Genomic DNA, 20,269 nt, shown 5'->3' on the forward strand with positions numbered 1-20,269 from the left:
CGGTCAGACGATGGCGATGGCGTGGTCATGGGCCGGATGGCGAATGACCTCCATGGGGATGCCATAGATGGCGTTCAGGGTCTCCCCTGTCATGATCTGTTCGGGCTCGCCGTGGGTCAGCAGACGGCCGGAGTGCAGCGCCACCAGCCGATCGCAGAAACGGGAGGCCATGTTGATGTCGTGAATGACGATGATGACCCCGAGGTTGAGCTGGCGGCTGAGCTGCTTGACGAGCGTGAGCACCTCCACCTGATGGGCCACGTCCAGGGCGGCCAACGGCTCGTCCAACAGGATGAAACGGCTCTCCTGAGCCAGCAGCATGGCGAGCCAGACTCGTCCCCGCTCACCGCCGGAGAGGGTATCCACCAGCCGATCGGCAAAGCGTTCGGTGTGGGTCAGGGCGATGGCCCGCTCCACCTGACGGTGATCTTCCGCTCCCATCCGGCCCAGCAGGCCGCGCCAGGGGTAGCGCCCCATCTCCACCAGCTCGCGGCCGAGCAGGTTTTCGGCACTCGGCAGGTGCTGGGGCAGATAGGCCACCTGACGGGCAAACTCCCGGTTGCCCCAGGCAGACAACGGCTGGTCATCGAACAGGATCTCCCCGCCGCTGTGGGGTTGCTGGCGCGCCAGCAGCTTGATCAGGGTCGATTTGCCCGACCCGTTGTGGCCGATGAGGCCATAGACCCGACCTTGCTCGAAGCGAAGGCTGGTGGGGTGCAGCAGCGTGCGGTCATTGACCGCGAAGCTGGCGGATTTCATCTCGAACATAAGCAATTCCTGTGCTGGCTTGCTGCCAGTCTCATCGGTGCCAGCATCAGGCCGGCACCTTGCCATCCAGATGGGCGACCGCATCCCGGCTCACCTGCTCGCGCTGCTCGCCGGTCAGTTCGGTGAGGCGGCCCTGGCGCATCTCCAGCAGGCGATCGGCCAGAGAGAAGTAGTGATCGTCGTGGCTGATGGCGATCACCGTCTTGCCCATCTCCTTGAGACGCGGCAACAGCACCTGATAGAAGATGCGGCGGAACTGGGGATCCTGATCCGCGGCCCACTCGTCGAACAGCATCACCTCCCGCTGCTCTGCCAGGGCCAGCAGCAGGGCGACCCGCTTGCGCTGGCCCTGGGAGAGGTCGATATCGGCGATGAAGCCATCCTCGATGGCAAGCTTGCTGCCCATCTGCAACCGCTCAAGCCACTCGGCGACCAGCGCCTCTTTCGGCTCGGGCCCCAGCAAATGCTGGAACAGGTGGTAGTCGGTGAAGATGGCGGAGAAGAGCCCCAGATAGCCGTTGCGATCGGTGACCGGCTCCCCATCCAGCAGGATCCGGCCAGAGACCGGTTGATAGAGCCCGGTCAGCAGCATGGCCAGGGTCGACTTGCCGGAGCCATTGCCACCGATGAGGAATATCTGCTCCCCCCGCTCGATCACCAGATTGATGGGGCCCACGGAGAAACCGCCCTCCCCCTGGTAGTGAAAGCTCACCTGATCCAGCTCGATGCGCTGCCAGGGGCGAGGCGCAGGCGGCAACGGGAACGCTTCGTCCGGCTCTGCCAGATTGAGGGCAGCTATCTTGTCGAACGCCACCTGGGCGGCGATCAGGGTCGGCAGGGCTCCGATGCCTTGCAGCAAGGGAGTGCGCAGGAACAGCAGGGTCAGGGCGAAGGTGGCGGCCACATTGGTGTTGGCCCAGCCCAGCCCGTTGGCCAGGAAGAAGACCAGGCCGATGGCACCCAGCATCATGATGTTCGACCAGTTCACCGCGCTCAGGTGGTAGGTATCGGCGCGGATGATCTGCTCCCGGTAGTCCCGGGCATTCTGCTCATAGAGCTGGTGGTAGACGAAGTGGGCACGCTCGCGGTTGAGCGCCAGCTCCTTGCACCCGGCGATGATGGACTGGTAGTTCTGGTAGAGCCTGTCTTCGGCCTGGCGCATGTGCGCCAGGTGGCGATAGACCCGGTTCACCAGCAGCCAGCCCACCACCATGGTCACGGTGACCCAGAGGGCGGTAACACCGAGCAAGGCGGGAGAGAGCAGGCCAAGGTAGATGATGGAGCCCAGGGTGAGCACCAGACCCTGTACCAGTTCCGGCAGGCGCACGAAGGCGATGGTGATCTGACCGATGTCGCTGGAAAGGGAGGCCAGGAGCGGCCCCTGCCCTATTTGACGCAGACGGGCGACGTCGGTATCCAGCAGTTGCTTGAGCAGGCGGCCACGCAACCGGTAGACGAAATGGTGACCCAGGGTGGTCAGGGCAAGTTGGGATCCGAGCGTGATCACCAGCAGCAGCAAGACAAGGCCGACAAGCTGACCCAGGATCGGCAGCGGATCCCCGACTGATTCGATAAGTGATTGATTGATGAAGGCAATGACGCCTATCCCACTGACAGCACTCAGCAGGCTGAGCAGGGTAATGGCGATGAAGGGCCAACGGTATTGGCGATAAACCAGTGACAAGAGTTCCATGACAGGCCTGTAGATGAATGGAAGGAGGGCGGGAGCCTTCGCCCCCGCCCGGCCTGTCGCTTACCAGCGGTAGTTGACGGTGCCGACTATGCTGCGCGGCTCGCCGTAGTAGCAGTAGTAGTCGCAGCTCGCCACATAGGTGTCGTTCAGCAGGTTGTTGACGTTGATCTGGGCACGCCAGTTCTTGGCAAAGTCATACCCGATCATCGCATCCCATACGGTGTGTGCCGGTACCTGGGCGGAACCATAGATGGGGGTGTAGTCCGCATTCACCGCGCCGATGCCGACGCTGGAACCCACATAGCGCACGCCGGAACCCAGCTCAAGACCGGATACCGGGCCCTGCTGCACCTTATAGTTGCCCCAGAAGGAGGCCTGGTGGCGCGGGATCAGGCTCGCACGACGATCGCCGTTGCCGGTGTCGTTGGTCTTGGCATCGGTATAGGTATAGGCAGCGGTCAGGCGCAACGCCTCGGTGGCCTGCACGCTCCCTTCCAGCTCGACCCCCTGGGAGGTCACTTCACCGGCCTGGGTCTGCTGGCCGGAGCCGGTAGAGACCAGGGAGTTGGTCTGCTCCAGATCGAACAGCGCCAGGTTGATGTAGCCATCGAGGAAGCTGGGTGCGTACTTGATCCCGGTCTCGTAGAGCTTGCCTTCCAGCGGCTTGTAGGAATTGCCGGTGTTGGGGTCTATCCCCGGCAGCACTTCGAAGGATTCCGCATAGGCGAAGTAAGGGGAGAGACCGTTGTCGGCCAGGTACATCAGGCTGCCGGAGAGAGAGAGGTTGTCGTCGTACTGTTTCTCGTTCTTGCTCTTGGCTTCGCTGATGTTGTGGGTTTCCACGTAATCGAAACGACCGCCCGCGGTCAGCAGCCAGCGATCATCCCAGCGGATCTGGTGCTGGGCATAGAGGCCGCTCTGGCCCTTGGTGCTCTTCTGGTGGGTCGCGGTGGATTCATCAAAACCGGGGAAACCGCTGTAATCCGGGTTCATGGTGTTGATGGCGCCCATGCCATAGTTGTCGGCTTCCTGGCCTTCATTCACATGGCGCTGCAGATCCACCCCCAGCAGTAGGGTCTGCTCCGTGCTGTCGGTGTTCCAGTAGCCCACCATCTGGTTGTCCATGGTAGCGCTCTTGGTATCCCCATCCCGGTAGACCAGGCCGCGGTAGGCGGTGGTGCCTTCATAGGTCGGGAAGATATAGGTCTGGCGCAGCAGCAGATCGTTGTAGTTGAAGCGAACGTTCTGCTTGAACTCCCAGGTCTGGTTGAGCTGGTGGGCCAGCTCGTACCCGGCGGAGATCTGGGTATTACGATTACGATCGTAATCCGGCTGGCTCAGGTTGGTGGAGGGATCGATCTGGCCGCCGGAGGTATTCAGGGTGCCATAGACCGGGAAGAAGCCGTTAGTCGGCACCCCTTCATCGTGCTTGAAGCTGGAGAGCAGCGTCAGCGTGGTGCGATCCGAAATATCCAGGGTCACGCTCGGCGCCAGATAGGCACGCTCGTTGTAGGTGCCGTCCAGCACGCCGTCCCGCTCGTTGTAGAGGGCCACCAGACGATACCGGCTGTTGTCGGTAAGGGTGTCGGAGACATCCACCCCGACCTGGCGCAGATCCCGGTTGCCCAGTTGCAGGTTCACCAGTCCCTGCGGGGTCGCGGTCGGACGCTTGCTGATGGCGTTGATGACGCCTCCGGGAGGGGCTTCGCCATACAGAATGGAGGCCGGGCCTTTGAGCACTTCCACGCTCTCAAGGCCGAAGGGCTCCGGGGTCCAGACATAGTAACCGGTGCTGAAAAGACGATTGCCATCCAGGTAAGAAGCCGCATCGAAGCCGCGCACCTTGAACCAGTCAGCATCCGTGTCCGAACCATAGGACTGGGACAGGACGCCGGAGCGATAGCGCAGGGACTCGTCTAGCTTGAGTACGGCGTGCTGGTCCAGCTCTTCGCGATTGACCACGGAAACGGCACGGGGGGTCTCTGCCATGGGGACCTCGACCTTCATGGCGGTCCCGGTCACGACCATGGTTTCACCCGCCTTGGGCAACTCTTTATCCGCCTGTCCCGCCGCCAACACGGGCAGGGACGCCAGCAGACAGGAGAGCGGCAGCAGTTGTGCGCCTCTCTTTCGCATCACGGCATTCGGGGTATTTTTTTGCGCAATCATATAAGTGTCTCAAATATCAATAAGTTATGTTTGATTTCTTATTATGGGTGCCCAATTGGACCGGTCAGCCCGGCGCCTCAGGCGAATAAAGCAGCGCCATGCTACTACAGGTGCCGTGATCGAATCGATTCAATAATTGCTAATCATTTGCATCTGCATTGTTAATTGATGTTTTGAAGTGTCGTTTGACAACGAAAGGTGCGATGAGGTCGCAACAGGCGGAAAGAAGGCGGCACAGTGGCCACGAGGCCGGTTTTGGCTGCAGCAAAGTGGACAGGATCCTTATCCCCAAGCTTTATCCATATTTATCCACATGCTTTGGCGGTAAGATCCCCGCTCTTCACTTTTTCGATGACATCAGGATCCATTCCATGGCCAAACTCAACCTCGTCGTCGGCTCCATGCTGGGGGCCTCCGAATATGTCGCAGATCATGTGGTCGGCCTCCTTGAACAGGCGGGCCACCAGGCGGAGATCCACAACCCCGCCAGCCTGGCCAGGATCCTGACCGAGCCAGAAGCCATCGTGCTGGTGGTCACTTCCACCCATGGAGCGGGGGACGTACCCGACAATCTGCAGCCCTTTGCCCGGGATCTTGCCGAACAGCAGCCGGATCTCGCCGCCTTCAAGTACGGAGTGATCGCCCTGGGGGATCGCAGCTATGACACCTTCTGCCAGGGCGGCAAGACGCTGGATCGGCTGCTGGCCGGGTGCGGTGCCAGCCGACTGGGGGATCTCCTGGAAATAGACGTGACCCAGCACGAGATCCCCGAAGATGCCGCAGAAACCTGGATCCACGACTGGATGACCTTGATCGGCTGATCAGGGCCAGGGAGATCCGGTCACGACCCCCGATCTCCCTGGTTATCCCCAGATCCCTATCCACCAGGTTATTAACAGGTGGATCCGGATAAGTTTTTCCCGAGAGCTCCCCACATGAGCTCGGATAATTGTGTATAACTTAGGTGCTAAGCTCTGCAAAACCTATAGTTATTCATGTATTAGATCTTGCCGACCATGTATCTGTGTATAAAAACCCATGTTATCCCCCCGTTCGCCCCCTCTGGATCCAAGCTTTTCCACAAGCAGCGATCGACCTTAACCGAATGATCTTTATGATCAAAAATGCCTTATCAACAGAAGTCGCGGATCCTAATAAAAGATCCAATAAAAGATCGATCTAAAGATCCTTAAGATCTATTTAACCGATCCCTGATCCATACTGATCCTGAAGTAGACGTTCCCCTCCGGATGCTAAACAGATAGAATGATCCGCCCTTCAGACCAGGCAAACAAAGATCTTCAGGCGTGCAGATCAAGGTGATCCCCAATGCAATACCATGAACAATTTGATGTGATCGTCGTCGGTGGCGGTCATGCAGGAACCGAAGCAGCAACAGCGGCAGCCCGCATGGGTCTCAATACCCTGTTACTCACCCACAACATAGATACGCTGGGGCATATGTCCTGCAATCCGGCGATCGGCGGGATCGGCAAGGGACACCTGGTCAAGGAAGTCGACGCCCTTGGCGGGATCATGGCGCAGGCCATCGATCTCGGCGGGATCCAGTTCCGCACGCTTAACTCTTCCAAGGGCCCTGCGGTGCGGGCTACTCGTGCCCAGGCGGATCGCCTGCTGTACAAGGCTGTGGTGCGTCAGACACTGGAGAACTACCCGAGCCTGAAGATCTTCCAGCAGGCCTGCGACGATCTGGTCATGGACGGGGATCGCGTCGCCGGGGTCGTTACCCAGAGCGGGATCCGCATCAGCGGCAAGACGGTCGTACTGACCGTTGGCACCTTCCTCAATGGTCTGATCCACATCGGCATGGAGAACTACAAAGGGGGCCGCGCCGGGGATCCTCCCTCAATTGCCCTCGCCCAGCGCCTGCGTGAAATGCCGCTGCGCATCGATCGCCTCAAAACGGGCACGCCACCACGCATCGATGCACGCACCGTCGATTTTTCCGTGATGCAGCAGCAACATGGTGACGATCCTCGCCCGATCTTCTCCTTCATCGGCAACGCCAGCCAGCATCCGCGCCAGATGCCTTGCTACGTGACCCATACCAATGAGCAGACCCACGAGGTGATCCGCAACAACCTGGATCGCAGCCCCATGTACGCCGGGGTGATCGAGGGGATAGGCCCGCGCTACTGTCCGTCGATCGAGGACAAGATCACCCGCTTTGCCGACAAGACGGCGCACCAGATCTTTGTGGAACCGGAAGGTCTGACCACTCACGAGCTCTACCCGAACGGGATCTCCACCAGCCTGCCGTTCGACGTGCAGGTGCAGATCGTCCGCTCGATCCGTGGCTTCGAGAATGCCCATATCACTCGCCCTGGCTACGCCATCGAGTACGATTTCTTCGATCCGCGGGATCTCAAGGCCAACATGGAGAGCAAGTGCATCGAGAACCTCTTCTTCGCCGGCCAGATCAACGGCACCACCGGCTATGAAGAGGCCGCTGCCCAGGGTCTGATGGCCGGTCTGAACGCGGGCTTGCGCGCCCAGGGCAAGGAAGCCTGGCACCCACGCCGGGATCAAGCATACATGGGCGTGATGATGGACGATCTCTCCACACTGGGGACCCGCGAACCCTATCGCATGTTCACCAGCCGTGCCGAATATCGCCTGCTGCTGCGGGAAGACAACGCGGATCTGCGCCTGACCGCCATCGGCCGCGAGCTGGGTCTGGTGGACGATCATCGCTGGAGCCTGTTCAATGCCAAGGTGGAACAGGTGGAGCAGGAACGTCAGCGCATGCGCTCGACCTGGATCCATCCACAGCATCCGTCTCTGGAGGCCGTCAACGCCCTGGTCAACACTCCCCTGACCCGGGAGCAGAGCCTGGAAGAGCTGTTGCGTCGCCCCGAGGTGACCTACGATGCCCTGATGGCCATCGAGGGTGTGGGGCCTGCATTGACCGATGCGGCTGCCGCGGATCAGGTGGAGATCCAGATCAAGTACGCCGGTTATATCGAGCGTCAGCACGACGAGGTGGAGAAACAGTTGCGCAACGAAAACACCCTGCTGCCGCTGGACATGAACTACCGCGACGTGAACGGTCTCTCCAACGAGGTGATCGCCAAGCTCAACGATGCCAAGCCGCAGACCATAGGTCAGGCGTCCCGCATCTCCGGCATCACCCCTGCCGCCATCTCCATCTTGCTGGTGCACCTGAAGAAACACGGCCTGCTGCGTAAAACCGCCTGAGGAATTCCCCGTTGGACAACATGCTGCAAAGATTGAACGGCCTGCTCATGCAGGCCGGAATTGTTATCACCGAAACCCAGAAGACCCAGTTGGTGCAGTTGGTCGAGTTGCTGCACAAGTGGAACAAGGCTTACAATCTGACCTCGGTGCGAGATCCGGACGCCATGCTGGTCAAGCATATCCTCGACAGCCTGGTGGTGAGTCCTCACCTGCACGGTGAACGCTTCATCGATGTGGGAACGGGTCCGGGTCTGCCCGGACTGCCGCTGGCCATCATCAATCCGGACAAACAGTTCGTGCTGCTCGACAGCCTGGGCAAGCGGATCAACTTCATCCGCCAGGTGATCCTGGAACTGGGGTTGACCAATGTGACCCCCGTCAAATCCCGGGTGGAGGAGTATCAACCCGAGACCGGATTTAATGGTGTACTGAGCCGGGCTTTCGCCTCCCTGGAGGACATGCTGAGCTGGTGTCATCATCTGCCGTTACCCGAGGGCAGCTTCCTGGCGCTCAAGGGACAATACCCCGAGCAGGAGCTGGCACAGTTGCCTGACAGCATTCGTCTGGTTGCCACCCACAAGCTGGTGGTGCCGGAACTGGAAGGCGAACGCCATCTGCTGGAGTTTAAAGCCATCCAGCCCGAATAGGGCCGCCGCATTCATTTAGGGGACAGTGTGGGAAAAGTCATTGCCATAGCCAACCAGAAGGGTGGAGTGGGTAAAACCACCACCTGTGTGAATCTGGCCGCCTCCATGGCCGCCACCCGGCGCAAGGTGCTGGTGATCGATCTGGATCCGCAGGGCAATGCCACCATGGGCAGTGGCGTCGACAAGTACGATGTCGAGCGCACCGCCTATGAACTGCTGATCGAAGATGCCCCCATCGGCGAGGTGATCATCCCCGAAACCTCGGGAGGCTATCACCTGATTGCCGCCAATGCCGACGTGACCGCGGCAGAAATCCGCCTGATGGAGTTTTTTGCCCGCGAGATTCGCCTGCGCAACGCCCTGGCCTCGGTCAGGGACAAGTACGACTACGTCTTCATCGACTGCCCGCCTTCTCTCAACATGCTGACGGTGAACGCCATGGCCGCCGCCGACTCCGTGCTGGTGCCCATGCAGTGCGAATACTATGCGCTGGAAGGGCTGACCGCCCTGGTGGACACCATCAGCAAGCTGGCAGCCGTGGTCAATCCGGAGCTGAAGATTGAAGGGGTGCTGCGCACCATGTTCGATCATCGCAACCGGCTGGCCAATGATGTGTCCGATCAGCTGAAACAGCATTTCGGGGACAAGGTCTATCGCACCATCATTCCCCGCAACGTAAGACTGGCGGAGGCGCCGAGCTTTGGCGCGCCAGCCATGCACTATGACAAATCATCGGTGGGGGCCAAGGCCTATCTGGCCCTGGCTGGCGAGATCCTGCGCCGCCAGGAGCAGGAGTCCCAGCCGCTCACCGCAGATCGAGAGAGCATATGACGCCGAAGAAACGTGGGCTGGGCAAGGGGCTGGACGCCCTGCTCAGCACCAGCACGGCCGCCCGCCAGAAACAGGTGATGAGCGACCAGCGCACCGAACAGGCCATGGCCCCGACCAATCAGGGGGAATTGCGCAAGCTGCCGGTGGAGTGGTTGCAGTCCGGCAAATACCAACCGCGCAAGGACATGTCCCAGGATGCGCTGGAGGAGCTGGCCAACTCCATCCGTGCACAAGGGGTGATCCAGCCCATCGTGGTTCGCTCCATCGGTGAAAACCGTTTCGAAATCATTGCTGGTGAACGCCGCTGGCGCGCCTCCCAGCTGGCCCGTCTCGAAGTGGTGCCCTGCCTGGTCAAGGATGTCGCCGACGAGGCGGCCGTCGCCATCGCACTCATCGAGAACATCCAGCGTGAAGATCTCAACGCCATCGAGGAGGCCGTCGCCCTCCAGCGCCTGCTGACGGAGTTCGAACTGACTCACCAGCAGGTTGCCGAGGCGGTAGGCAAGTCCCGCACCACGGTCACGAACCTGCTGCGTCTCAACCAGCTCAACGAGGACGTGAAGCGCTTCGTGGAACACGGCGACCTCGACATGGGGCATGCCCGTGCCCTGCTGGCCCTGAGCGGTCAGGCCCAGTCAGAGCTGGCCAAACTGGTGGCCCAGAAGGGTCTGACAGTGCGAGATACCGAGAAGCTGGTGCAAAAAGCACTGGAACCGGCAAAAACCAGGGTTGAACCCGTCCGCGATCCGCAGTTTGGTTATCTCGAGCGCCAGATTTCTGAAAAAATTGGCAATCAGGTGCAACTTCAGCCGGGCAAGAAAGATAGCGGCAAGTTAGTAATAAGTTACGATAACTTGGCAGATTTGGACCGGGTATTGGGTTATTTTGGCCTGTCAGAATCGTGATTTTTACGCTTTTTGTAGTAATAAAACATCCATTACTTTCGATATGAACATAACCTTAATTTCGCGCGGAAAGCCGCAAAAATTAAGGATTTTTGCCATGTTGCAATAGCCGTCTTCACGGGTATAATTTGACCGGCTTTTCGAGCTGTGAACCTGGGGTCTTCGGATCCCGATTTTTTACAGTTCTGTAATGTTCAGGGGTAGGTTGGTGAAGCAGAAAATAGCCTTGGAAGGTTTGACGCTGGCCTTGGCTATGCTCGTTTGTCAGCTGGTCCTGATCCTGGCGATCGCCACCGTCTGGTTTTATCAGGCGGGAGAGTTCGCCGGACAATCCTCTCTCTACGGAGGGGGGATGTACTGGGTTCCTCAAGCCCTGTTCACGCTCTGGGTTCTGCGCCGCAAGGTGACGAAAGAGAGCGTAGGCCTGGTTTTGCGGGACTTTTATGGTGGGGCAGGGATTAAGCTCATTACTACAACAGGACTTTTCGCCCTGCTGTTTGGCGCCGGGATTGAGGTCGACACCGCCTCGTTCTTCGCCACTTATATCCTCGCCCTCGTTGTACAGTGGATAGTTTCATTCACGCTTAACAACCACTATTAGGAAAACTCATGTCTGCAACCGGAGAAGTCCTGACTCCTCAGGGATATATCTCCCACCACCTGACCCACCTGCAGGTAGGGTCCGGGTTCTGGACGGTGAATATCGATTCCATGATATTTTCCGTCGTGCTAGGCGCCCTGTTTATCTGGTTGTTCCGCAAGGTTGCCGTCAAGGCCACCAGCGGTGTGCCCGGTAAGCTGCAGTGCTTTGTGGAGATGCTGGTCGAGTTTGTGAATGGTAACGTCAAGGACATCTTTCATGGTCGCAACAAGGTCATCGCACCTTTGGCCCTGACGGTGTTCGTGTGGATCTTCCTGATGAACTTCATGGACCTGATCCCCGTTGACTTTATCCCTCACGCTGCACAGTTGATGGGTGTTCCCTATCTGCGTGTGGTTCCCTCTGCTGACGTTAACATCACCATGTCCATGGCTTTGGGCGTGTTCTTCTTGATCCTGTACTACAGCATCAAGGTCAAGGGTATCAGCGGGTTCGTGAAGGAGCTGACGCTTCAGCCTTTCAATCACCCTGCTGCCATCCCGGTTAACTTCATCCTTGAAACCGTCACGTTGATTTCCAAGCCTGTTTCATTGGGTCTGCGACTGTTCGGCAACATGTATGCTGGCGAACTGATCTTCATCCTGATTGCGGGTTTGTTACCCTGGTGGTCACAGTGGATCCTGTCCGTGCCTTGGGCAATCTTCCACATCCTGATCATCACTTTGCAGGCGTTTATCTTCATGGTTCTGACCATCGTCTATCTGTCGATGGCGCAGGAAGACCATGGTTGATGCAACTCAAATAATCCTTTTTATACAATCAATTACATCTAAATAAATGGAGATCCTCATGGAAAACTTGAACATGGACCTGCTGTACATCGCTGCTGCAATGATGATGGGTCTGGCGGCTATCGGCGCCTCCATCGGTATCGGTATCCTGGGTGGCAAGTTCCTGGAAGGTGCAGCTCGTCAACCTGACCTGATCCCTGTTCTGCGTACCCAGTTCTTCATCGTGATGGGTCTGGTGGATGCGATCCCGATGATCGCCGTTGGTCTGGGTCTGTATGTGATGTTTGCGGTTGCCTAAGTCATTACGACTCACGCAGAACCCATTAACTAACTAAAGAGGACATCGGCTGTGAATATCAACGCCACCCTCCTCGGCCAAGCAGTTGCTTTTTTCATCTTCGTAGTGTTTTGCATGAAGTACGTATGGCCGCCGCTGATGGCTGCCATCGAAGCCCGTCAGAAAGAAATCGCTGACGGCCTCTCTTCTGCAGAACGTGCCAAGAAAGATCTGGAGCTGGCCAAGGCCAACGCCACCGATCAGCTGAAAGAAGCCAAGCTTCAGGCTGCTGAAATCATCGATCAGGCCAACAAACGCAAGGCCCAGATCATTGATGAGGCCGCTGTCGGAGCCCAAGCTGAGCGGGAGAAAATCCTGGCTCAGGGCCGTGCAGAGATCGAAGCTGAACGTCATCGTGCCAAAGAAGAACTGCGCAAGCAGGTTGCTGCTCTTGCCATCGCGGGTGCAGAGAAGATCCTGGCACGCCAAATCGACCAGGCTGCCAACAGCGACATCGTCGACAAACTGGTAGCAGAACTGTAACGGGAACGGGGCTATGTCTGAACTGACTACAATCGCTCGCCCCTACGCCAAGGCTGCTTTCGAGTTTGCCGTTGAGCACAAGGCGGTTGACCAATGGCTGGAGATGCTCGATTTCGCCGCTCAGGTGGCAGAAAACGAGACCATGCACAGCTTGGTAAACGGCTCCGTTGCTGCCGAAGAACTGGCAAAGCTGTTTGTCGGTGTCTGTGGTGAGCAGCTCAACGAGCACGGTCAGAACCTGATCCGGGTGATGGCCGAGAATGGTCGCTTGGGTGTGCTGCCGGCGGTCGTTGCCGAATTCGTCGCGCTCAAGGCTGAACTGGACAAAGAAGTTCAGGCTGACGTGATTTCGGCGATCGAACTGACCGACCAGCAGAAAGCCAATATTCAGGCTTCTCTGGAACAACGTCTCGCGCGCAAAGTGAAGCTGAATTGCAGCACAGATGCGTCCTTGATGGCCGGGGTGCTCATCAAGGCCGGTGATCTCGTTATCGACGGCACGGTCCGCGGTAAGCTGGATCGCATGGCCGATGCGCTGCAATCTTGATTGGGGTATTAGAGCATGCAACTGAATTCCACTGAAATCGCCGAGCTGATCAAGCAGCGCATTGCGCAGTTTGATGTCAAAAGCGAAGCGCGTAACGAAGGTACCATCGTTTCTGTAAGCGACGGTATCATTCGTATCCACGGTCTGGCCGATGCCATGCAGGGTGAGATGATCGAGCTGCCGGGCAACCGCTTCGCTCTGGCATTGAACCTGGAGCGTGACTCCGTTGGTGCCGTAGTAATGGGTCCCTATGCCGATCTGGCCGAAGGGATGAAGGTAAAGGGTACCGGCCGCATTCTGGAAGTGCCGGTCGGTCGTGGTCTGTTGGGCCGGGTGGTCAACACCCTGGGTCAGCCGATCGACGGTAAGGGTCCGGTAGACAACGACGGCTTCTCGCCGATCGAAGTGATCGCCCCGGGCGTTATCGAGCGTAAGTCTGTTGACCAGCCAGTCCAGACCGGTCTGAAAGCCATCGATGCCATGATCCCTATCGGTCGTGGCCAGCGTGAGCTGATCATCGGTGACCGCCAGGTTGGTAAGACCGCCATCGCCATCGACACCATCATCAACCAGAAAGATTCCGGCATTAAGTGCGTCTACGTTGCGATCGGCCAGAAGGCCTCCACCATCGCCAACGTGGTGCGCAAGCTGGAAGAGCACGGCGCCCTGGCCAACACCATCGTGGTCGTGGCTTCTGCCTCCGAAGCGGCTGCTCTGCAGTACCTGGCTCCCTACGCCGGTTGCTCCATGGGCGAGTACTTCCGTGACCGCGGCGAAGACGCACTGATCATCTATGATGACCTGTCCAAGCAGGCCGTTGCCTATCGCCAGATCTCCCTGCTGCTGCGCCGTCCGCCTGGACGTGAAGCTTACCCGGGTGACGTCTTCTATCTGCACTCCCGTCTGCTGGAGCGTGCTGCTCGCGTCAACGCCGAGTACGTAGAGAAGTTCACCAATGGTGCCGTGAAAGGCCAGACCGGTTCCCTGACCGCCCTGCCGATCATCGAAACCCAGGCCGGTGACGTCTCCGCGTTCGTTCCGACCAACGTGATCTCCATCACCGATGGCCAGATCTTCCTGACCTCCCAGCTGTTCAACTCCGGTATTCGTCCGGCGGTTGACCCGGGTATCTCCGTATCCCGTGTGGGCGGTGCTGCTCAGACCAAGATCGTCAAGAAGCTGTCCGGTGGTATCCGTACCGCGCTGGCCCAGTACCGTGAACTGGCGGCATTTGCCCAGTTCTCTTCCGACCTGGACGATGCCACTCGCAAGCAGCTGGATCACGGTCAGAAAGTCACCGAGCTGATGAAGCAGAAGCAGTACTCTCCGATGAGCGTGGCCCAGCAATCCCTGGTGCTGTTCGCCGCCGAGAAGGGTTATCTCGCCGATGTCGAACTGAGCAAGATCGTCGACTTCGAAGCCGCTCTGCTCTCTTACGCCAATACCCAGCATGCCGAGCTGATGGCTGAAATCAATGCCAAGGCCGACTACAACGACGCGATCGTTGGCAAGCTGACTGCGTTGCTGGATGACTTCAAGGCAACCCAGACCTGGTAAGCGTGTGTGGCAGCGCAAGCTGCCACCTGATGGAGAGAAGAGATGGCCGGCGCAAAAGAGATACGTAACAAGATCGGGAGTGTGAAGAACACTCAGAAGATCACCAGCGCTATGGAAATGGTGGCAGCGAGCAAGATGCGCCGTGCGCAGGAACGCATGTCTGCCAGCCGTCCGTACGCTGAAACCATGCGCAAGGTGATCGGCCATATCGCTCAGGGAAACTTGGAATACAAGCACCCCTACCTCATCGAACGTGAGGTGAAGCGAGTGGGTTACATCGTCGTCTCCACCGACCGTGGCCTGTGTGGTGGTCTGAACATCAACCTGTTCAAGGCTGCCCTCAATGATATGAAGCAATGGAGCGCGAAAGGTGCCAAGGTTGACCTGGCATTGATCGGTAACAAGGCCTCCAACTTCTTTGAACGGCACGGCGCCAAGGTGAAAGCCCACGTCTCCGGACTGGGTGACAACCCGAGCGTCAATGACCTGATCGGTTCAGTGAAGGTCATGCTGAAGGCTTACGACAACGGTGAGATTGACAGGCTGTATCTGGTGTACAACAAGTTCGTCAACACCATGGTTCAGCAACCAAAAGTCGATCAACTGCTGCCTTTGCCCGTAACAGAAGACAGCAAGCTCGCCAAGAAGCACCACTGGGACTACCTCTATGAGCCGGATCCCAAGCAACTGCTGGATACCCTGCTGATTCGCTACGTCGAATCCCAGGTCTACCAGGGGGTGGTAGAAAACTTGGCAAGTGAACAGGCAGCCCGAATGGTTGCCATGCAAGCCGCGACTGACAACGCCGGCAACCTGATTAACGATCTGCAACTGGTATACAACAAGGCCCGTCAGGCCAGTATTACCCAGGAGCTCACTGAGATCGTTTCCGGTGCTGCTGCGGTGTAAGGCAAGGGTTATCAAAGGTTTAGAGGATTTGACATGAGTAACGGTTTCATCGTCCAAATCATCGGCGCTGTGGTGGACATCGAGTTCCCGCAGAATGCCGTGCCCCAGGTGTACGATGCACTGAAGGTTGTCAGCGAAGGCCAAGGCCAGGGTCTGGTACTGGAAGTTCAGCAACAGATCGGCGGCGGCGTCGTGCGTTGCATCACCATGGGTTCCTCCGACGGTCTGCGTCGTGGGTTGGAAGTAGTTAACAGCGGCAAGGCCATCCAGGTACCGGTCGGTACCTCGACCCTGGGCCGTATCATGAACGTACTGGGCGACCCCATCGACGAGAAGGGTCCGATCGGCGAAGAAGAGCGTTGGTCCATCCACCGCGAAGCCCCCAGCTACGAAGATCAGTCCAACAGCACCGAGCTGCTGGAGACCGGCATCAAGGTTATCGACCTGGTATGTCCGTTCGCCAAGGGTGGTAAGGTTGGTCTGTTCGGCGGCGCCGGCGTAGGCAAGACCGTCAACATGATGGAGCTGATCCGTAACATCGCGATCGAGCACAGCGGTTACTCCGTGTTCGCCGGTGTAGGTGAGCGTACCCGTGAGGGTAACGACTTCTACCACGAGATGATGGAGTCCAACGTACTGGACAAAGTATCTCTGGTTTACGGTCAGATGAACGAGCCGCCCGGAAACCGTCTGCGCGTGGCGCTGACCGGCCTGACCATGGCCGAGAAGTTCCGTGACGAAGGTCGTGACGTGTTGTTCTTCGTGGACAACATCTACCGTTACACCCTGGCCGGTACCGAAGTATCCGCACTGCTGGGCCGTATGCCCTCCGCAGTAGGTTACCAGCCGACCCTGGCCGAGGAGATGGGTGTTCTGCAAGAGCGCATCACCTCCACCAAGACCGGTTCCATCACCTCCGTACAGGCCGTTTACGTGCCTGCGGATGACTTGACCGACCCGTCTCCGGCAACCACCTTCGCCCACCTGGATGCGACCGTCGTTCTGTCCCGTCAGATCGCGGCTCTGGGTATCTACCCGGCCGTTGACCCGCTGGACTCCACCTCCCGTCAGCTGGATCCGCTGGTGGTTGGCAAGGAGCACTACGAGACCGCTCGTGGCGTTCAGACCGTACTGCAGCGCTACAAGGAGCTGAAGGACATCATCGCCATCCTGGGTATGGATGAACTGTCAGAAGAAGACAAACTGACCGTAGCTCGTGCCCGTAAGATCGAGCGTTTCCTGTCCCAGCCGTTCTTCGTGGCCGAAGTATTTACCGGTTCTCCGGGCAAATACGTGCCGCTGAAGGAAACCATCCGTGGCTTCCAGGGCATCCTGAAGGGCGAGTATGACGATCTGCCGGAGCAGGCGTTCTACATGGTTGGCGGCATCGACGAAGTCGTCGAGAAGTCCAAGAAACTGTAAGCCTCGATAGGAGGGCCCATGGCTGAGATGATCTCCTTTCACCTGGATGTGGTGAGCGCCGAAGGAAAACTGTTTTCCGGTCGCGTGCAATCTGCCCAGGTATCAGGCTCCGAAGGTGAGCTGGGTCTCCGCCACGGTCATGCTCCGTTGCTGACTGCCATCAAGCCGGGCCTGGTCCGCTTGATCAAGCAAAATGGTAGCGAAGAGGTGCTGTACATCTCCGGCGGTATGCTGGAAGTACAACCCGAAGCCGTGACCGTGCTGGCCGATACTGCCATTCGCGCCGACGATCTGGATGAGGCGAAAGCCCAGGAAGCCAAGCGTCGTGCCGAAGAGCGGATCAACAGCTCCCATGGTGATATCGACTATGCTCAGGCGTCTGCCGAGCTGGCCAAAGCGATGGCCCAGTTGCGGGTTATCGATATCGTCAAAAAGAATTACCGTTAATCACGGTGATGCAAAAGATGCAAAAAGCGACCTTCGGGTCGCTTTTTTTTTGCCCGTTGGATAGACTCCGCCCAGCATTTCCACCTGTTTCAAAGGCTAGCTATGTCTCTCAACGTCGTGATCCTGGCTGCGGGCAAAGGCACCCGCATGCGTTCTTCCCTGCCCAAGGTGCTGCACCCCGTTGCCAGCAAGCCCATGGTCTCCCATGTGATCGAGACCGCCCGCCAGATCGGTGCCGAACAGCTGCACCTAGTCTATGGCCACGGCGCCGAACTGCTGAAGGAGCGGATCCAGGCATCCGACCTGAACTGGGTGCTGCAGGCCCAGCAACTGGGAACCGGCCATGCCGTTGCCCAGGCCATTCCGTTCTGGCATGACGAAGACGACGTGCTGGTGCTCTACGGCGATACCCCGCTGATCCAGCCCGAGACCCTGCAACGGTTGCTGGCCGCCAAGACCGACGATGGCATGGCGCTGCTGACCGTGGTACTGGACAACCCGACCGGCTATGGCCGCATCGTGCGGGAACATGGTCAGGTGGTCGGCATTGTCGAGCAGAAGGATGCGAACGCCGAGCAGCTGGCCATCCGCGAAGTGAACACCGGCGTGCTGGTGGCCAACGGTGGTCAGCTGCGTAGCTGGCTCTCCCGCCTGGACAACAAGAATGCCCAGGGCGAGTTCTATCTGACCGACGTCATCGCCATGGCCCATGGGGATGGCTGTGCCATCGCCGCCGTCCACCCTGACAGCGCCATGGAAGTGGAAGGGGCCAACAACCGGGTGCAGCTGGCTGCGCTTGAGCGCAGCTACCAGCAAATGCAGGCCGAGAAGCTGATGATCGCCGGCGCCACCCTGATCGATCCGGCCCGTTTCGATCTGCGCGGCACCCTGGAAATCGGGGAGGAGGTGGTGATCGACGTCAACGTCATCATCGAAGGCAAGGTGGTGCTGTGCAATCACGTGCGCATCGGTGCCGGCAGCGTGCTGAAGGATTGCGTCATCGGCGACCACACCGAGGTGAAACCCTACTCCGTCATCGAAGGTGCGCAAATTGCCGACCAGTGCTCGGTCGGGCCCTTTACCCGCCTGCGCCCGGGTGCCGTGCTGGAGCAGGATGCCCATGTCGGCAACTTCGTCGAGATGAAGAAGGCGCGGCTGGGTATGGGCTCGAAGTGCGGTCATCTGACCTATCTGGGGGATGCGGACGTCGGCGCCAAGGTGAACATCGGTGCTGGCACCATCACCTGCAATTACGACGGGGTGAACAAGTTCCAGACCATCATCGAGGACGATGTCTTCGTCGGCTCCGATACCCAGCTGGTGGCGCCGGTGCGGATCGGCAAGGGGGCGACCCTGGGAGCGGGTTCCACCATCACCAAGGATGTGGCGGAAAACGAGCTGGTGATCACCCGGGTGCCCCAGCGCCACATTCCGAACTGGGCTCGCCCGGTCAAGAAGAAGTGATGCCCGATCAATGAAATGCAAACCGGCGCCCGAGGGCGCCGGTTTTTTTGCTTATGGCTGATGACTGGTGTCACTGGTCGATGGCTGGGGGGCCGCCCATGCGGTGGCGGAGGGACTGTTCTCCATCACCTGATACCAGTCGAGCTTGCGAGTCAGCCCCATGACCAGCGCCAGGGTGGCGAACAGCAGCAGGGCGCCGAGCAACAGGGCTGTCTCCTCGGCCTGCAGCAGCCCGAACAGGATGGCGTAGACCAGCCCCAGCAGGGCGGCGAATCCCATGCCCTGTTTCGGGCCGCCCAGTACATGGCTCAGGTAGAAGCCGTTGAGGGCCACACTGGCCAGGGCGGCAATGAGATAGGCCCAGGCAAAGCCGAGATGCTCGGTCAGCGCCAGCAGCACCAGATAGAAGATGGCCAGCCCCATGCCCACCAGTGCGTACTGGATGGGGTGTACCCGCAGCCCCTTGAGCAGCTCGAACATGAAGAAACTGATGAAGGTGAGGCCGATGAACAGCAGGGCATATTTGGCGGCCCGCTCGTTCAGCTGATAGTGATCCACCGGTTGCACCAGGCTGACGCTGAATGACGGCAGTTTGGTACCGGCTCCCTTCATCATGCGGTTGAAGCGGCTCTCCATGTCGGTGGCGAACCAGCTGGTCTGCCAGCTTGCCTCGAACCCTTGATCCGCAAGGGTGCGTTCACCGGGCAGAAAGTCGCCGAGAAAATTGGGATGGGGCCAGTTGCCGTTCAGGTGAAACCGGCTGTCCTGTCCGAGCGGCACCACTTCCAGCGCATTCATGCCCTGCAGATCCAGCTCGATGTGAAAGCGGCCATCTTCGTCTGGCAAGGCGTCGAGCGGGGCATGGATCCCCACTCGCCCGTCCCCCAGCTGGGCACCAGGGGCAAACGGGATGCGTTGCTCTCCCCATTGCAGTTCGGGTACGCGGCTGATGCCCCGGGCATCGGAGAGGATCAGGCTGAGATAGGGTTTGCCCGGCACCAGGGCGGGATCCGCCGGGTCGAAGCTCAGGTTCGGGTTGCCGGCCACCAGCCCCTTGTCAGCCAGGCTGGTGGGCATCAGGCCGGAGAGGGAGAGGCGACTGTGATAAATCTGGGCCTGATAGATGCCGAGCTTGCGCGGGGTCACCTCCATGCTGGCCCGCACGTCCAGCCTCTGGGGCAGCAGGTAGCGATAGACCTGCTCCTTGCGCACGAAATGTTTGCCATCCTGCTCGACGGTGACGGCCCGGGTATAGGGCTGCACCAGTACGGGCCCCATCAGGCGCTGAGGCCCGCTGTGGCTGGCCATGATGCTGTGAATGGCCTGATTGCGATAGGCCTGGCGCTCCCGATTCAGCTCCATGATGGCGTGAACCGGGATCATCATCAGCAGGCAGAGCAACAGCAGCAGGGCGATCTTGTGGGTGAAAATCTGTTTGACCATGACACGTCTCCTTGTTGTTGAACGGGAGTGTGCCGG

General features: G+C 59.0%; 19 protein-coding genes. 15 read left to right on the forward strand and 4 right to left on the reverse strand.

Features of this window, described 5'->3' with window-relative positions:
- Positions 1–3 precede the first annotated feature (3 nt).
- The 3 genes from BGO64_RS10840 to BGO64_RS10850 are packed head-to-tail and all read right to left on the reverse strand — an operon-like array spanning position 4 to position 4,630.
- On the reverse strand, positions 4–768 hold the full coding sequence (locus tag BGO64_RS10840) for an ATP-binding cassette domain-containing protein (protein WP_010672275.1): 765 nt from the start codon (positions 766–768) through the stop codon (positions 4–6).
- A 46-nt stretch (positions 769–814) separates the two neighbouring features.
- Complete coding sequence (locus BGO64_RS10845; protein ID WP_286700655.1) at positions 815–2,461, reverse strand: multidrug ABC transporter permease/ATP-binding protein; 1,647 nt, start codon at positions 2,459–2,461, stop codon at positions 815–817.
- A gap of 60 nt (positions 2,462–2,521) precedes the next feature.
- A complete protein-coding gene (locus BGO64_RS10850; protein WP_286700656.1) occupies positions 2,522–4,630 on the reverse strand; it encodes a TonB-dependent siderophore receptor in 2,109 nt (702 codons plus the stop codon).
- Between the two features lie 371 nt (positions 4,631–5,001).
- On the opposite strand from BGO64_RS10850, the gene mioC reads away from it, so the two are divergent.
- The 15 genes from mioC (at position 5,002) to glmU (ending at position 18,790) form a co-directional block, all read left to right on the forward strand.
- Positions 5,002–5,451 carry an FMN-binding protein MioC gene (gene mioC, locus BGO64_RS10855; protein WP_039040628.1) on the forward strand — a complete coding sequence of 150 codons (450 nt, stop codon included), beginning with the start codon at positions 5,002–5,004 and terminating at the stop codon, positions 5,449–5,451.
- Positions 5,452–5,959: 508 nt separating this feature from the next.
- Positions 5,960–7,849 (forward strand): tRNA uridine-5-carboxymethylaminomethyl(34) synthesis enzyme MnmG, encoded by a 1,890-nt coding sequence (mnmG, locus tag BGO64_RS10860; protein ID WP_286700657.1) that lies wholly within the window; start codon positions 5,960–5,962, stop codon positions 7,847–7,849.
- A 20-nt stretch (positions 7,850–7,869) separates the two neighbouring features.
- On the forward strand, positions 7,870–8,496 hold the full coding sequence (gene rsmG, locus BGO64_RS10865; protein ID WP_286700662.1) for a 16S rRNA (guanine(527)-N(7))-methyltransferase RsmG: 627 nt from the start codon (positions 7,870–7,872) through the stop codon (positions 8,494–8,496).
- Between the two features lie 27 nt (positions 8,497–8,523).
- A complete protein-coding gene (locus BGO64_RS10870; RefSeq protein WP_029313362.1) occupies positions 8,524–9,327 on the forward strand; it encodes a ParA family protein in 804 nt (267 codons plus the stop codon).
- Positions 9,324–10,232, forward strand: a complete 909-nt coding sequence (locus BGO64_RS10875) for a ParB/RepB/Spo0J family partition protein (RefSeq protein ID WP_010672268.1) — start codon at positions 9,324–9,326, stop codon at positions 10,230–10,232. Before BGO64_RS10870 ends, BGO64_RS10875 begins: the two co-directional genes overlap by 4 nt.
- Positions 10,233–10,422: 190 nt before the next feature.
- Positions 10,423–10,833, forward strand: a complete 411-nt coding sequence (locus BGO64_RS10880; RefSeq protein WP_010672267.1) for an ATP synthase subunit I — start codon at positions 10,423–10,425, stop codon at positions 10,831–10,833.
- Positions 10,834–10,841: 8 nt separating this feature from the next.
- Positions 10,842–11,624, forward strand: coding sequence for a F0F1 ATP synthase subunit A (gene atpB, locus BGO64_RS10885; RefSeq protein WP_010672266.1), 783 nt, complete (start codon positions 10,842–10,844; stop codon positions 11,622–11,624).
- A gap of 58 nt (positions 11,625–11,682) precedes the next feature.
- Positions 11,683–11,922: a F0F1 ATP synthase subunit C gene (gene atpE / locus BGO64_RS10890; protein WP_010672265.1), complete on the forward strand. Its 240-nt coding sequence runs from the start codon at positions 11,683–11,685 to the stop codon at positions 11,920–11,922.
- Between the two features lie 51 nt (positions 11,923–11,973).
- A complete protein-coding gene (gene atpF / locus BGO64_RS10895) occupies positions 11,974–12,444 on the forward strand; it encodes a F0F1 ATP synthase subunit B (protein ID WP_010672264.1) in 471 nt (156 codons plus the stop codon).
- Between the two features lie 13 nt (positions 12,445–12,457).
- Complete coding sequence (gene atpH, locus BGO64_RS10900) at positions 12,458–12,991, forward strand: F0F1 ATP synthase subunit delta (protein ID WP_010672263.1); 534 nt, start codon at positions 12,458–12,460, stop codon at positions 12,989–12,991.
- Between the two features lie 15 nt (positions 12,992–13,006).
- Complete coding sequence (gene atpA / locus BGO64_RS10905; RefSeq protein WP_010672262.1) at positions 13,007–14,548, forward strand: F0F1 ATP synthase subunit alpha; 1,542 nt, start codon at positions 13,007–13,009, stop codon at positions 14,546–14,548.
- A 42-nt stretch (positions 14,549–14,590) separates the two neighbouring features.
- Positions 14,591–15,457: a F0F1 ATP synthase subunit gamma gene (gene atpG, locus BGO64_RS10910; protein WP_010672261.1), complete on the forward strand. Its 867-nt coding sequence runs from the start codon at positions 14,591–14,593 to the stop codon at positions 15,455–15,457.
- A 33-nt stretch (positions 15,458–15,490) separates the two neighbouring features.
- Complete coding sequence (gene atpD, locus BGO64_RS10915; RefSeq protein ID WP_010672260.1) at positions 15,491–16,879, forward strand: F0F1 ATP synthase subunit beta; 1,389 nt, start codon at positions 15,491–15,493, stop codon at positions 16,877–16,879.
- Positions 16,880–16,897: 18 nt separating this feature from the next.
- Positions 16,898–17,326 (forward strand): F0F1 ATP synthase subunit epsilon, encoded by a 429-nt coding sequence (locus tag BGO64_RS10920; protein WP_010672259.1) that lies wholly within the window; start codon positions 16,898–16,900, stop codon positions 17,324–17,326.
- A 102-nt stretch (positions 17,327–17,428) separates the two neighbouring features.
- Positions 17,429–18,790 carry a bifunctional UDP-N-acetylglucosamine diphosphorylase/glucosamine-1-phosphate N-acetyltransferase GlmU gene (gene glmU / locus BGO64_RS10925; protein WP_286700658.1) on the forward strand — a complete coding sequence of 454 codons (1,362 nt, stop codon included), beginning with the start codon at positions 17,429–17,431 and terminating at the stop codon, positions 18,788–18,790.
- 51 nt (positions 18,791–18,841) lie between these two features.
- Here glmU and creD read toward each other — a convergent pair whose 3' ends face one another.
- Complete coding sequence (gene creD / locus BGO64_RS10930; RefSeq protein ID WP_216944865.1) at positions 18,842–20,233, reverse strand: cell envelope integrity protein CreD; 1,392 nt, start codon at positions 20,231–20,233, stop codon at positions 18,842–18,844.
- Positions 20,234–20,269 lie beyond the last annotated feature (36 nt).

The organism is Aeromonas sp. 62-46 (assembly GCF_001898585.1).
Classification (GTDB): Bacteria; Pseudomonadota; Gammaproteobacteria; order Enterobacterales; family Aeromonadaceae; genus Aeromonas; species Aeromonas caviae.